The organism is Haloarcula sp. CBA1127 (genome assembly GCF_001485575.1).
Taxonomy (GTDB): Archaea; Halobacteriota; Halobacteria; order Halobacteriales; family Haloarculaceae; genus Haloarcula.
On sequence record NZ_BCNB01000006.1, the window covers coordinates 360,706 to 374,692 of the forward strand.

Below are 13,987 nucleotides of genomic sequence, written 5' to 3' on the forward strand. Positions count from 1 at the left end.
TCTCGACACGAAAAGGTGTAGGGGCCCGATTCTCAGTCGGCGCTCGTCGGCGCGCGGTCGGAGTCGAGGTCGATATCGAGTTCCTCGAGCCTGTCTTCCCACTCTGCGCGTTTCTCCTGATGCTCTTCGAGGAACTGTTCCATCAGTTCGGCGGCCTGTTCTTTGCAACCGCCACAGAGGCGTTCGCCGCCGACACACTCATCGTACACCTCTTTGGCGAACTCGTCGTCGTCGCCCGAGAGGAGATACGCGTACAGTTCATACACCGGGCACTCGTCGGCTTTGCCGCCTTTCTCCCGCTGTTCCTCGGCCGTAGAGCGACCGCCGGTAGTCGCCGATTTCACCTTGTCGTAGCCGTCCTCTGGGTCGTCCAGCAGCGAGATGTGCGAGGCTGGAATCGACGAGGACATCTTGCCGCCGGTGAGGCCGGTCATGAACCGGTGGTAGATCGAGGACGGCGGCTGGAAGCCGTAGCCGCCGTTGTCGAGTTCGACCTGCCGGGCCAGCTCCTCGGCCTCGGCGTGGTCCAGATCGAACGTATCGATGTGCTCGTCGTACACCCGCTTCTCGCCGTCGACAGCCTCGATGAGCGCCTCGAAAGCCTCGTCGGTAGCGTTGCGGTCGAGGAACCGAATCCGTGGTCGGAGCGGTTCCTTCCCGGCCTCGTCGAGTTTCGCAACGACGGACTCGCGGGCGTCTGCGGGTGCTGGCTGGTGGTCGCGCAGCCAGTCGGCGGCCTCGCCACACCGCGGTCGGTCGGCATTCTCGGCGTAGTCCTCGCGGGCGTCGTAGGCCTGCCGGAGCAGCGTCCGTTCGACCCCGTCGGCTTCGAAACTGGCGAACGCCTCCGTCACGCCGAAGTACCGCATCCGCGCGGCGAGGTCCCGCGCCAGCCGCATGTGCGGGTCCTGGTCCGGGCCGACGGGGATGACCGTCGGTTTGGGCTCGTCCAGTTGCGGATAGAGGATGTCGGCCATCTGCGTGACGACCGACTGCATATGGGAGATATCGGTCTCGCCATCGAAGTCGTAGATGGCCTGCAACTCCGAGAAGTTCGCCTCCGCGCCGAGTTCGAACGCGAGGTCCTGCACCTCTCGGTTGTCGGACTGGCGGTACAGCGTGCCCTCGTCAGGATCGAACCCGAGCGCGAGCAGGGAGAGGACGTAGTCCGTCGCGTGCTCGTCGATCTCGTCCCACGACAGTCCGCGGGCGCTGTGGGCTTCGAGGTCCGCAATGAGTGCGTGTGCGTCCCCGCCCTGCTGTTGATGCCAGATGATCTCGTCGAAGACCAGCTTGTGGCCGATGTGCGGGTCGCCGGTCGGCATGAACCCCGACAGCGCGGCGAAGGGGTCGTCGTTGCGCATCGCGTCGGCGACCGGTCGGTAGTCCCGGTGGCCGAAGATGACGCCCCGGCGCATCAGGTAGTGGGGATTGGGGACTTCGGGGAGCACCTCGTCGAACTCCTCGATGCCGAACTGTTCGAACAGCTTGCGGTAGTCGGCGATAGTCGAGGATCCCCACGGGTCAAGCGTCGCCTCGTCGGCCCCTTCGGCCTCAGTACCGCCGTCCGGTAGCACTGGTTCGCCGCCGGAGCGGGCGTCAGGCTCCCGCCACGTTCCGCCCGACTGGCGGCGGTCCTCGTCGGGCGATGCGTCGTCGTGGTGGGAGTCGTCCGTTGTCATGGATGTGGTCGGCTCGCGGTGAGCCACGTTACAGGTGCTTTGGTTCCGGTCGGCGCAAAAAGGGTTCGTTTCGGTGCGCTGTCCAAGCCAGTAACCAAGCGGTAGTCCAGTGCTGCAATGTTCGTCTGGCTCAGGGCGTTAGCCGCTCAACGGCAACCCATTCAATCTCGTCGCCGCCGTCTGTTGTGAGCGCAAACACCATCGTCTTCCGGACGCCGTGGGCGAGCCGCACGTCCAGCGCGAGGTCCCGCGGTTCGAAGCGGTGGTCAGCCGGCAGTACTCGCACCAGTAGCTCCGAGTGCCCGAGGTTCTCGGCGCTTTCGACATCGGCATAGGTCCGGAAGTCCGCGCCGAATTTGAAGCCGGTTTTCGGCGCAACGCCGCTCGCTCGCAGCGCTGTATAGACGGCCAGCCGGCGGTCGAAGCGGTCGCCCTCGACCTCGCGGCCCCGCTCAATGACAGCCTCAGCCCCACCCTCGACTGTAAGTAGCCCCTCCTGTGTGAGATACGCAGCCTCTACGAGCGAGAGTTGAACCGCGCCGTCGTCACCCAGTTGCTGCCCGTAGAACGCCTGTTCGTACAGTTCCGCCGGCGGTTCCCAGCACACCACCCGCTCTCCGAGCAGTTCACCCGCCGTCGCTGGGACGGCGGCGTCGCTGGTCCCGGAGACCTCGCGTCGGTCAGTATTGAGGTACGTCACTTCGCTCTCCTCGTCGACGACCGCCAGCACGCAGCCGCCCAGATCAGTGGCCACAATCGTGTCGCGCTCGCCGATAACCCGGACGCGGTAGGCGACCTCGTTGTCCCACGGCCCCTTCCCACGCGGATAGACGACAAAGTCCGTGCCTGCGGCGTTGTCGACCCACCCCTCGCGGGCCGGCGTGAGGTAGAAGCCGCGGTCCCGCAGGTCTTTGTAGACTGCGAAGTCGACCTCGGAGACGGCCGCCGACCCGAGGAACGCCCGGAAATCCATGCCGTCGATGCTCTCGATATCCCCGCGGTAGAGGAGGTGTGCGGCCTCCACCGGAGCTAGGTCAATGTCGCCGTTGCGGACCTTGCCGTATCCGCGCGAGTCGTAGAAGCGCTCGCGCGCCTCGTAGCCGGCCCGCACGACATCGCCCGCAAGCGTCAGTTCCATGCTCTGACGTGGCCCCCGCGGCGACAAAGCCCCTACGGGTCCGAGCCGTCAGCGAAACCGGATGGGGGGTGTGGAGACCCAGCCCTCACCCCTGTTCTTCGCAAGAACTGTCCAAACAGCGCGTGCCGCCAGCGGTTTCGAACAGCGGCAGGCCACAGTCACAGTCGCCGACGACGACGCCGGACGGCATAGAGAAGCCGGTGTCACAGTCGGGGTAGTGCTCACAGCCGGCTAGCAGACCGCCGCGGCGGAGGATCAACAGGTCACCGTCGCAGTTGGGACAGTCCCACTCGCGGTCGAAGGCCGCGGTGACAGCGTCGTCCAGCGAGTCACAGTCCCGGTCGAGGCACAGTTCGAAGGTTCGGCCGCGTTCGACACGAAGCGTCGGGAGCCCGCAGTCGTCACACCGGCCGCCAGTGACCGCGGCATCGCTCGGAATCCCGTAGGCGGCGTCACAGCCGGTACAGGTGACTTCGCTCCGAGCCCGGACCAGCGTCCCAGCGCAGTCTGGGCAGTCACGCACCGGAACGCCGGCGGTCGAGGCTGGATAGCGGGCACTGCCGTGTTCCTCGTGAGTGGCTACCCGGAGAAGTTCATCGCCATCGCGAGCGGTCACCGTTCCATTGTCGATGGTGACGCTTTCGGCGCGCGTGAGCCACGCAACGGGCTGATATCCCTCAGCGTCGTGAACGAGGACAGTGTTGTCCGGTTTGACGACGACGAGTACGTCGCCGCGCTGCTCTCGCTCACGCGGTCCCTCGAAAACAGTCGTACACTCGCCAGCTATCACACGGGTTCCGTCGTGCATGGACCGACCTGCCCGGGTTCCAGTATTTAAACCCTCAGTCGGTGGACGGAGCTTCGTAGCGCGGTCGTCGCTGCCGGAGTCGCAACAGCCAAAGCCGTCGCTGAGCGACAGCAAAGCAATGAGTGTCCCGCCTGCTGCGGTCTGTTTCGATATGGACGGCGTGCTCGTCCAGTCTGAAGACCACTGGGTCCGTGCCCAGCGCGAGGATATCCTTCCGACGGCCGCGCCGAACGACGACATCCCGCTGTCCGCGATCACCGGTCGAAACTACCGAGAGGTGTATCCGGACCTGAACGCCGAGTACGACCTCGAAATCAGCCGTGAGGTGTTCGAGGGGCTGTTCGAGGAGCACGGCGAGCGGATTTACGGCGACGAAGCGACCTTCCTCAATGGGGCACACGACCTGCTCGACGACCTGCGGGACGCCGGCGTGGCGCTGGCGCTGACGACCTCCGCACCGTGGGACTGGATCGACGTGGCCGACGAGCGCTTCGGCCTCCTCTCGAAGTTCGACGTTGCTATCAGCGCCGGCGACATCGACGGCCCCGGCAAGCCGGAGCCGGACATCTACGAACGTGGTGCAGCGGAACTGGGCGTCGCGCCGGAGGACTGCTGGGCTGTGGAGGACTCCACCGCGGGCGCACGCGCCGCCGTCGCCGCCGGGATGACGACTGTCGGGTTCCGCGGCGATGGCGACGAGACGGACCTCTCGATGGTGTACGAGACCGCAGACGACGCCGCGTCGCTGCGCGAGGTGCTGTTAGGCGGTGTGTAACAGGCGAGTATGCAGTCTTTGAGGGTGGAAGCGGGTAGAATCAAAGGCGGTTGGAAACAGCTATTCGGTACAGAACTGGATCAGCGGCAGGGAAGCGAGGCTGAGCGAGTGGCAGTACGGTCAGGATGCGTTCGAAAAGTAAACCCGGAAAGCTGTGTGCCGGAAATGCCACGTGGAGGGGGAGGAAGACCCGGCCAGGTCAGGCGGGGTCACCGTATCCGCGGCCCGCAAGGAGGCCGAAGATGTTGAGGGCAACGACACCCACGAAGATGAGGAAGCTCTGACTGTCCAGTCCGCCCAGCAGCAGCGGCGGATATGCCAGTGGCGTGACGATAGCCAGCCAGAACGCGATGAATTGCAGGGGACGAGTGAGTGATCGGAGGGCAAGGCTACTTGGGACGGCGTCCGTCGGGGAACGGAAGGGCGATGCACTGGACATTGTGGGCTTCCTCAGTTCTTCGTAAGAACCCATTCCCCCATATAAACGCCAGACCCTTGGGGAGAATTCGTGCTCTTTTCGGAATATTAACCGGATTTCAGCACCTTTCAGCGATGTTTCACAGATGGCTATAACGCTTCTAAAAGCATTTATAAATTTTATTGAGCTTTCTAAGCGCGTTTCAGTGGAACAGCCGAAACGGCAGTTATCGGACAAGCACTGACCGGGTTTCGGTGATCGTGGGGAGCGGCAGCGCGGGGAACGCGACCTCAACGGTGAAGGTGAGTTCGTCAGCATCCGCGCCGAAGACAGCAACCGGAAGCGTGGCCTGACCGAGATACGACGGCTTGGCGGTCATCTCACGCCCGTTAACCGTGACCCGAAGGCCCGCGCGGGCGCTGCCGCCGGTGTTTTCGACCGTTACCTCCCGCATATCGTTGTCGCCGGGCGCGATTGTTTCGGGGAAATCGCCCCAGTCGATGGAGACGACGGGGAGGTCCCGCGCGTTGGCAAGCACTTGCTCGGCAACGCCGTCTGAGAGCCCAGCACGAACGATGCCATCTTCGCCGGCTTCGACCACGTCAGCAGGCGACGAGAGGCCTGCCGCGGCGAGCTTGCCCGCGCGGCCGCTGGCGACACCGTCGATGGCCGTCAGCCCAACAGCGTCGGCACTGATGCCGTGTTCGACGCGGGCCTCGACCCGACACGCGAGGTTTGCGTAGCGGGCCGGGCCGAGCGTGTCGACGAACTCCCGCATCGCCGCGAGCAGGCGCAGGGCGTTCTGACGGATAACCCACGCGTCGCTTTTGAGTTCTGTCGGCGTCGTCCCGGTCATACCCGAGCGGAGGATGGCCAGCACCTTGCGCTGGCCGGCGTCAAGGCTGTCGTCGACGCTATCTCCGAGAACTGCGTGGACAGCGTCCTCTTCATCGGAACGGGCACTGACGCTGTCGAACTCGGTTGCACCGGCCACCGCAGTCAGCAGGTCGTCCGCGTCGACGGAGACAGCGGAATCCGGGTCGGCGGCGTCCTGACAGCGTTCAGCGACATCCGCGAACCGGCGTGCGGTCGAGAGCCGAAGGTAGAACTTCGAGGCGAGCTGGCCGAGCCGTGTTGGCTCAACGTTGAGGCCGTCTTGCTCGACAAAGCCCTCGTCGACAAGCGCCGAGAGGGTGTCGCTGACCCGGTTTCGGAGGTCGCTGCCGGCGTCGTACTCGTCGGGGGCCGACTGCGAGCGGGCGTAGTAAAACGTCGTGGCGAGCCAGTCCATCACGTCGTCCACGTCGTCGATGGTGCCCAGCGCGATTTCGGCGTTCAGGTGGGCGTCGAGTTCAGCCGCCAATCGGGACTCGATTTCTTTGCCGTCCCGGAGGAGGCGGCGGTACTTGTCGGCGTCCGAGCGGTCACACACGACCCAGGCATAGCCCATGTCGTCGTAGCCGGGCCGGCCCGCGCGGCCGAGCATCTGGAGCACGTCGAGCGGGCTCATATCGACCTCGCCTTCGAGCGGGTCGTGGAGCTTGGTATCGCGGATGACGACACAGCGGGCGGGGAGGTTCACGCCCCACGCGAGCGTCGAGGTCGAGAAAAGGAGCTGAATCTTGCCCTCCTTGAACCACTGCTCGACTTTGTTCTTGTCCTCGCGCGCGAGGCCAGCGTGGTGAAAGCCTACGCCGTCCAGCACGGACTGGCGAAGCGTATCGTTCGAGAGGTCGGCGGCATCGTTGTGAAAGTCGTAGTCCCCGCGTGCGCCCATCGGAATATCGCGCTCGACAATTTCGTCCCGGGCCTTCTTGGCGGCCTGTACCGTGTCCTGGCGCGAGGAGACGAAGACGAGCGCCTGGCCCTCCTCGCGGATGTGTGGCTCGGCGAGGTCAAGTGCCCGGTAGAGCCGCCGGTACTTATCGGCGAAAGCGTTCTCACCGTGGGAGTAGGTCTTCACATCGGCGTTGAGTGGGACCGGTCGGTACTTCTCGCCGAAAGCAAAGGTCGTCTCCTCGGGCGCGTCGAGCCAGTCGGCCACGTCGTCGATGTTCGGCATCGTCGCCGACAGCGCCACGACGCGCGGGTCACAGAGCCGGCGGAGCCGCGAGACGGTAACTTCGAGCACCGCCCCCCGGCGGTCGGAATCCAGCAGGTGGACCTCGTCGATGACACAGCAGTCCACGTCAGTGATGAAAGAGTAGCGGCTGGTCTCGTGTTTCCGGGTGGCAGAGTCGGCTTTCTCCGGCGTCATCACGAGGATGTCGGCTCGCTCGGCGCGGCGGGGGTTCAGGTCTCGTTCACCGGTGACGACGTAGACGGAGTAGCCCATCTCCTCGAACCGCTCCCATTCGCTTTCCTTCTCGTTGGTGAGCGCGCGCAGCGGTGCGAGAAAGAGCGCGGTCCCGTCCTCGGCGAGCGTCTTGCAGATGGCCAGTTCCGCCAGCGCGGTCTTCCCGCTGGCCGTCGGCGCGCTGACGACGACGTTGTCGTCGCGGTTCAGCAGGGCCGGCAGGGCCGCCGACTGCATCCGGTTGAACTCCTCGAAGGGGAAGGCGTCGGCAAACTCGGGGAGCACCTCCGCGACCGCCACAGTCGGCTCGCTGTCGGTTCTGGATGACACGTCACAGTCGCGGTTCCGCGACGGCAAAGGCGTTTCTATGGGGGAGCGAACGTGTGCGAGAAGCGAGTCCATTCGCTGGTTTCGCTGTGCAGTTCATCGGTGTGAGTGTCCAACACACCTGGCAAAAAATTAACTCAGCCGGCTGATAGTGCGCAGGTGTGCCTATCAGTGACCCCGAGAGCTATTACGACAAGAACGATGAGAGCGAGTGGGACCGCCTGACAGCCACGCTACACGGGCAGTTGGAGTGGTCGGAGACCGTTGCACAGCTCGAAGCGAACCTCCCCGACACGGGACACGTTCTCGACGTGGGCGGCGGTGCTGGTCGGTACGCCGTCTGGCTGGCTGAACAGGGGTACGATGTCACGCTCGTCGACCCCAGCAAGGGCCAGCGAGCTATCGCACAGGAGAAAGTCGCTGAGCACGGGTACGAAGAGCGGGTGGCCGTCGAGGCGGGCGACGTGCGCGACCTCGGGTTTGACCAAGACGTATTTGACGCGACGCTGTGTCTGGGTGGGCCGCTCTCGCATGTGCTCGACGCCGACGAACGAGTGGCCGCCGTGCGGGAGCTTCACCGGGTGACAAAAGCCGGGCGTCCGGTGTTCGCCTCCGTCATGGGGCGGCTCAACTGGCTGATGCTCTCGCTGGTCGGCAGGTCGGACCACCTCGTCCACGCGGACGAACTCGCCGAAACAGGCGACTACGACCGTTCGTTTGTGGCGCAGCTCGGTCACGACGCGGCGTTCACCGAGACCCATTTTTTCCGCGCCGATGAGTTCGAGGCGCTGTTAGAGGCGGGCGGAGTAACCGTCGAGACGCTGGTCGGACTGGAGGGGCTGGCGTCAGTACTCGCCGCTCCATCGCTCCGAGAGACCGCTGCCGACCTGTCGGCACACGGGCGGGCCGGTGTTCAGGCGCTCGTAGACGAACTCCGGATGGACCGAACTGTCGTGGATATGTCCGCACATATGCTTGCGGTCTGCCGTGCCTGAGGTGGGCACGCGGGCAGTAGCGTTGGCGTCCTTGAGTACGCAGGCAGCGGTCGGTTCGGCTAGGCCGCCTGACCGCCCGATTGTCCTTCCACACGGGTGTGACAGAGGACAGGACCCCCGCACGTTTTTGACCGACCCAACCTAACTGCCGGTAATGAGTCGTTCGCGCAAGCCTGACTGGCTGAAGATGCGGCCACCGTCGGGCGAGCGGTTCACCGATATCAAGCAGACGCTCCGGGATCGAAACCTCAACACGGTCTGTGAGGAAGCCAACTGCCCCAACCTCGGGGAGTGCTGGAGCGGACGCGACGGACCGGGGACGGCCACGTTCATGCTGATGGGCGACCGCTGTTCGCGGGGCTGTAACTTCTGTGACGTGGAGACGGGTGGGATGGACCCGCTGGACTCCGACGAGCCACAGCAGGTGGCCGACGCCGTCGCGGAGATCGGACTGGACTACGTGGTACTGACAAGCGTTGACCGCGACGACCTGCCCGACCAGGGCGCGGGCCACTTCGCCGAGACGATCCGGGCCATCAAAGAGCGTGACCCGTCGATTCTGGTCGAGTGTCTCATCCCCGATTTTCAGGGTGAGCCGGACCTCGTCCGGAAAATCATCGACGCCGACCCGGACGTCATCGCGCACAACATCGAGACGGTCGACCGGCTCCAGTGGCCGGTCCGGGACCGCCGGGCGGGCTACGAGCAGTCCCTCTCGGTGCTTCGGCAGGTCGACCGCGAAAGCGACTGCTACAGCAAGACCAGCCTGATGCTTGGCGTCGGCGAGTACGCCCACGAGGTGTACCAGACGCTGTCGGACCTCCGGCAGGCCGGCGTCGACGTGGTCACCTTCGGCCAGTACCTCCAGCCCTCCCGCTCACATCTAGAAGTCTCGGAGTACGTCCATCCGGACACCTTCGACACCTGGCAGCGGGTCGCCGAGGAGGAGTTCGACTTCCTGTACTGCGCCTCGGGACCGATGGTCCGGTCGTCCTACCGCGCCGGTGAACTGTTCGTGGAGGCGGTAGTTCGAGACGGCGAAGACGTGGACGTCGCTCGAGAGCGTGCGCGAGCGAGCAATTAGCGACGCCAGCAGAACGTACCCCTCGAGCACGCTCCAGTATTTAAACGTTGTCACGGTCTGCAGCAGGGGCACACCGAGAGCCCCATTTACCAACGTTGCCACCGACGTCCCGAGTGGATGACTCCAGACTGCAACGACCGAACGATTCCCCGCCGCCAGGTACTTCGGGCGGGCGGTGCGACACTTGCGAGCATCCTCGCGGGGTGTAACGGGTTGCCGCCGCTTGGGACGCAGTTCAAGTACGGTTCCATCGACGTCCCGCAGGCGGAGCCGCCGTCGTATCGCGAGTGGTTTCCAGCGCCGTCGGCGCTACCAGATGCGAGCGATGCCAGCGACGGCTACAGCGCCATCGTTCATGTGCCGCCGCCCACAAATGCCCCGACCTGGGCACGGTCGAGCGCAGCCCGTCGGGCCGTCGTCTCCAACATGGACTACGTTGGCGTCGACGTCGACGACATGGACATCACGTTCTTACAGTTGTATGGCACGGGGATGACCGCGACACTGGTTGGTGACATCGACCCGGCCGCGGTCAGGGATACCGTCCGTGAAACGGCCTACGAACGCGTCGATACCCACGCCGGCTACGACCTGTACGAGCGAGGCGACTGCCCGTGGACGGTCGCCGTCGGCCCCGAGGCGGTCGTGTTCGGGAACGGCCCGCACGCACGAGCGGTCGTGACCGCGACCGTCGACGCCGGCCGCGGTGATGTCACGCGATACCACGAACGCGACGCGAACGTCGCCGCACTCACAGAGAGCGCCGGACAACGACGCTGGGGGCGGTTGTGGCTCCGTGGCATCCAGAGCATCACGGGCGGCGGGATGCTCGAGGACACCGTCGGCTGGGCCGGCTGGCTCGAACACGACGGCAAGGACGTCTACACTGTCGAGACGTGGCTGTTCCCCGAAGAGTACGATGTCTCGGAGCAGGCAGTGAAAGAGGCACTCAAAAACGACTATCCGACCATGAGCCTCCCGAGCCGTCGCCACGCGAGCGCCGTCGACGTCACCGTCGAGGGTCGCGTTGCGACAATAACGCTGGCCATCAAGCGTTCGTACGTGAACGAGACGTTGGCCCAAAAGACGTCCCAGCTTCCCGCCGTCGCCTGGCGCGCGACACATGACCCCGACGCTGAGCAGGTGACCATCCACCACGACGCCGGCGACTCAGTCCCGACCGACGCCCTCCGTGTCACCGGCGACCTCGACCCCTCGACTATCGACATCGGCCACCTCGGTGGCCAGATGGAACCGGGCGAGTCGTTCACTGTCTCCACCGCTGCCCCTGAGACCGACGACGATGCCGGAATCGAGGTTCGTATCACCATCCACTCGGATAGTGGCTGGTCCACAACCGTCTACAAACACGAATTCGAATGATTACGACGTCTCCCGGCCCCGATATCGTTCCGCCCTCTCCCGCTGACGTGCTGCCCTCCCGCGTGCGAGAACCCGCACGCGACTCCACACCGCAAGTTATGACACTACCCGACGACCCGGACGTGCCCGACGACACGACGCTCGAGGCCGTCGTCGGCCTGCTCGACGACGAGCACGTCCGGACGATCCTCACGGCCACGAGCGGCGACGCGCTGAGTGCGAAGGAACTGAGCGAGCGCTGTGATGTCTCGCAGGCGACTATTTACCGGCGCGTCGAGCGCCTGACAGCGGCCGGGCTCGTCGACGAACGCACCCGCCCGCGGGCCGATGGCCACCACGATACCGTCTACGTCGCGACATTAGACGAGGTGTCGATACGTCTGCGCAACGGCGAACTCCGGTTCGACCTCGAACGACGCGGCGACGACGTTGCCGACCGGCTCACTAGGCTTTGGGAGGACTTCTGAGATGGCGCTTCACGACTCACTGACGACACTCGAGCTCGCAACGACCACCGCCGCCGCGGCGACCGCGCTCGTCGGCCTCTATATCGGCTATCAGGCCTACCGCGGGCTCCGACGCCACGACAGCCCCCCGATGCGGTACCTCTCTATCGGGATGGTACTGCTGTTTGGCGTCACTTACGCGACGGCCTTCGCCGGCAACGCGCTGTTGCAGGCTGGGTCGGTCCCCCTCGTCTATCAGGATTACTTCCGGTTAGTCGTGCGACTGATCCAACTCTCCGGGCTGCTCTGTATTGCTTACTCGCTGTATCTGACGCGGGCCGATGTCCACGCTAACAACTGATACATCGGAGTTATCACTGATAAATTAGGCAGATTTTAAATCGATGTAGCATGGCTTAGACACCCATATTCCCAGTAATACCCACGTCGGCGATATTTTTCAGCGCCGCGAAAGCTCTAAACGTAGTGCGAGTGAACAGTCGTCGTATGCCACTTCGACGGAGGCGGTTTCTATGAGTGTCCTCCAACGCGACCCCACGGACAGGGTACAGATTCTCGATGAAAACGGGACAGTGGTCGACGGCGCGACCGTCCCGGACCTCTCGGACGACGAACTGGTGGAGATGTACCGGTATCTCAAACTCGGCCGGCACTTCGACCAGCGGGCGGTGAGTTTGCAACGACAGGGCCGGATGGGAACCTACCCCCCAATGTCGGGACAGGAGGCCTCGCAGGTCGGCAGCGCCTTCGCGCTGCGAGACGGCGACTGGGCCTTCCCGAGCTACCGGGAGCATCTCGCGATGTACGTCAAGGGATGGCCTCTGTCGGACGACCTGTTGTACTGGATGGGATCGGAGTCAGGTAATTCGCCGCCAGAAGACGTCCAAGCGTTCTCGTTTGCGGTTCCAATCGCGACGCAGATTCCGCACGCGACCGGGGCCGCGTGGGCATCGAAACTCAAGGGCGATGACACCGCTGCCCTCGTGTACTTCGGTGACGGTGCGACCTCCGAGGGCGACTTTCATGAAGGCCTGAACTTCGCTGGCGTGTTCGACGTGCCAGCGGTGTTTTTCTGTAACAACAACCAGTGGGCGATTTCGGTGCCACGGGAGCGCCAGTCGGCCAGCGAGACGCTCGCCCAGAAGGCCAACGCCTACGGCTTCGACGGCGTCCAGGTCGACGGGATGGACCCGCTGGCGGTGTATCAGGTTACCCGCGAGGCCGTCGACAAGGCACACGACCCGCCAGAGGACGGACTCCGGCCGACGATGATCGAGGCGGTGCAGTACCGCTTTGGCGCACACACGACGGCTGACGACCCATCGGTGTACCGCGACGACAGCGAGGTTGAGCGCTGGAAGCAGAAAGACCCCATCCCGCGGATGGAAGCGTTCCTCCGAGACCAGGGCCTGCTCGACGACGAGCGGGTCGACGCCATCGACGAATCGGTTCAGGATGAGGTAGCCACGGCCATCGACGAGGCTGAGGCGACAGAGCGACCGAAGCCAGAGGAGATGTTCGCGGACGTGTACGCGGAGATGCCACAGCGGCTTGAACAGCAACTGGACTACCTCGAAGAGCTGCGCGCGCGACACGGCGATGAGGTGCTACTGGAATGAGCACACAGGACGCAAACACACAGAGTTTGACGCTCGTACAGGCCGTCCGTGACGGGCTCTACGGCGAGATGGAACGGAACGAAGACGTGGTCGTGATGGGTGAAGATGTCGGGAAAAACGGCGGCGTCTTCCGGGCGACACAGGGACTCCACGAGGAGTTCGGTGACGACCGGGTCATCGACACGCCGCTCGCGGAGGCCGGTATCGTCGGGACAGCTATCGGCATGGCTGCCTACGGGCTCCGGCCGGTTCCGGAGATGCAGTTCTCCGGGTTCATGTACCCCGCGTTCGACCAGATTGTCAGTCACGCCGCCCGGCTTCGGAACAGGAGCCGCGGCCGATACAACTGCCCGCTGACTGTTCGCGCACCGTACGGCGGCGGCATCCGTGCGCCGGAGCACCACTCCGAGTCCAAGGAGGCATTTTACGTCCACGAGGCGGGGCTAAAGGTGGTCGTCCCGTCGACGCCAAAGGAGACGAAGGGGCTGCTGACGGCGGCTATCCGGGACCCGGACCCCGTTATCTTCCTCGAACCGAAGCTCATCTACCGGTCGTTCCGTGAGGAGGTCCCCGACGACCCCTACACCGTCGAACTTGGCGAGGCGAAGGTCCGCCGCGAAGGGGCTGACGTGTCCGTGTTCACATGGGGCGCGATGACCCGGCCGACGGTCGAAGCAGCCGAAGAACTGGCCGAGGAGGGCATCGACGCCGAAGTGATCGACCTGCGAACGCTGTCGCCGATGGACACCGAGACCATCGTCGAGTCGTTCAAAAAGACCGGACGAGCAACCGTCGTCCACGAAGCGCCCAAAACCGGTGGGCTGGCCGGCGAAATCATCGCCACCATTCAGGAGGAAGTCCTGCTGTATCAGGAGGCCCCCGTTACGCGGGTGACTGGCTTCGACGTGCCGTACCCGCTGTACGCGTTAGAGGACTACTACCTCCCCGAACCCGCCCGCATCAAAGACGGTATCAGAGAGGCAGTGGAGTTCTGA

At 64.5% G+C, this 13,987-nt stretch carries 13 protein-coding genes; 8 read left to right on the forward strand and 5 right to left on the reverse strand.

Features of this window, described 5'->3' with window-relative positions:
- Positions 1–32 precede the first annotated feature (32 nt).
- The 3 genes from AV059_RS06465 to AV059_RS06475 form a co-directional block, all read right to left on the reverse strand.
- A complete protein-coding gene (locus AV059_RS06465) occupies positions 33–1,682 on the reverse strand; it encodes a tryptophan--tRNA ligase (protein ID WP_058997477.1) in 1,650 nt (549 codons plus the stop codon).
- Between the two features lie 130 nt (positions 1,683–1,812).
- Positions 1,813–2,820 carry a tRNA-intron lyase gene (gene endA, locus AV059_RS06470; RefSeq protein WP_058993196.1) on the reverse strand — a complete coding sequence of 336 codons (1,008 nt, stop codon included), beginning with the start codon at positions 2,818–2,820 and terminating at the stop codon, positions 1,813–1,815.
- A gap of 85 nt (positions 2,821–2,905) precedes the next feature.
- On the reverse strand, positions 2,906–3,628 hold the full coding sequence (locus AV059_RS06475) for an endonuclease NucS domain-containing protein (protein ID WP_058993197.1): 723 nt from the start codon (positions 3,626–3,628) through the stop codon (positions 2,906–2,908).
- Positions 3,629–3,746: 118 nt separating this feature from the next.
- Between AV059_RS06475 and AV059_RS06480 the strand changes: the two genes are divergently transcribed.
- Complete coding sequence (locus tag AV059_RS06480; RefSeq protein WP_058993199.1) at positions 3,747–4,403, forward strand: HAD family phosphatase; 657 nt, start codon at positions 3,747–3,749, stop codon at positions 4,401–4,403.
- Positions 4,404–4,602: 199 nt separating this feature from the next.
- On the opposite strand, the gene AV059_RS06485 is transcribed toward AV059_RS06480, so the two are convergent.
- Together AV059_RS06485 and AV059_RS06490 are read right to left on the reverse strand one after the other, a co-directional pair.
- Positions 4,603–4,842, reverse strand: a complete 240-nt coding sequence (locus AV059_RS06485; RefSeq protein ID WP_058997479.1) for a hypothetical protein — start codon at positions 4,840–4,842, stop codon at positions 4,603–4,605.
- 205 nt (positions 4,843–5,047) lie between these two features.
- On the reverse strand, positions 5,048–7,417 hold the full coding sequence (locus AV059_RS06490; protein WP_058997480.1) for a DEAD/DEAH box helicase: 2,370 nt from the start codon (positions 7,415–7,417) through the stop codon (positions 5,048–5,050).
- A gap of 188 nt (positions 7,418–7,605) precedes the next feature.
- Here AV059_RS06490 and AV059_RS06495 point away from each other — a divergent pair, with 188 nt between their 5' ends.
- The 7 genes from AV059_RS06495 (at position 7,606) to AV059_RS06525 (ending at position 13,987) form a co-directional block, all read left to right on the forward strand.
- Complete coding sequence (locus AV059_RS06495) at positions 7,606–8,439, forward strand: bifunctional 2-polyprenyl-6-hydroxyphenol methylase/3-demethylubiquinol 3-O-methyltransferase UbiG (RefSeq protein WP_058993201.1); 834 nt, start codon at positions 7,606–7,608, stop codon at positions 8,437–8,439.
- A 154-nt stretch (positions 8,440–8,593) separates the two neighbouring features.
- Positions 8,594–9,523 (forward strand): lipoyl synthase, encoded by a 930-nt coding sequence (gene lipA, locus AV059_RS06500; protein ID WP_058993203.1) that lies wholly within the window; start codon positions 8,594–8,596, stop codon positions 9,521–9,523.
- 117 nt (positions 9,524–9,640) lie between these two features.
- Positions 9,641–10,906 carry a hypothetical protein gene (locus AV059_RS06505; RefSeq protein ID WP_058993205.1) on the forward strand — a complete coding sequence of 422 codons (1,266 nt, stop codon included), beginning with the start codon at positions 9,641–9,643 and terminating at the stop codon, positions 10,904–10,906.
- Positions 10,907–11,004: 98 nt separating this feature from the next.
- Positions 11,005–11,373 carry a helix-turn-helix domain-containing protein gene (locus tag AV059_RS06510; RefSeq protein WP_058993208.1) on the forward strand — a complete coding sequence of 123 codons (369 nt, stop codon included), beginning with the start codon at positions 11,005–11,007 and terminating at the stop codon, positions 11,371–11,373.
- A 1-nt stretch (position 11,374) separates the two neighbouring features.
- Positions 11,375–11,713 carry a hypothetical protein gene (locus AV059_RS06515; RefSeq protein ID WP_058993210.1) on the forward strand — a complete coding sequence of 113 codons (339 nt, stop codon included), beginning with the start codon at positions 11,375–11,377 and terminating at the stop codon, positions 11,711–11,713.
- A gap of 172 nt (positions 11,714–11,885) precedes the next feature.
- On the forward strand, positions 11,886–12,992 hold the full coding sequence (pdhA, locus tag AV059_RS06520; protein ID WP_058993212.1) for a pyruvate dehydrogenase (acetyl-transferring) E1 component subunit alpha: 1,107 nt from the start codon (positions 11,886–11,888) through the stop codon (positions 12,990–12,992).
- Entirely contained in the window at positions 12,989–13,987 is a 999-nt protein-coding gene (locus tag AV059_RS06525) for an alpha-ketoacid dehydrogenase subunit beta (RefSeq protein ID WP_058993214.1), read from the forward strand. Before pdhA ends, AV059_RS06525 begins: the two co-directional genes overlap by 4 nt.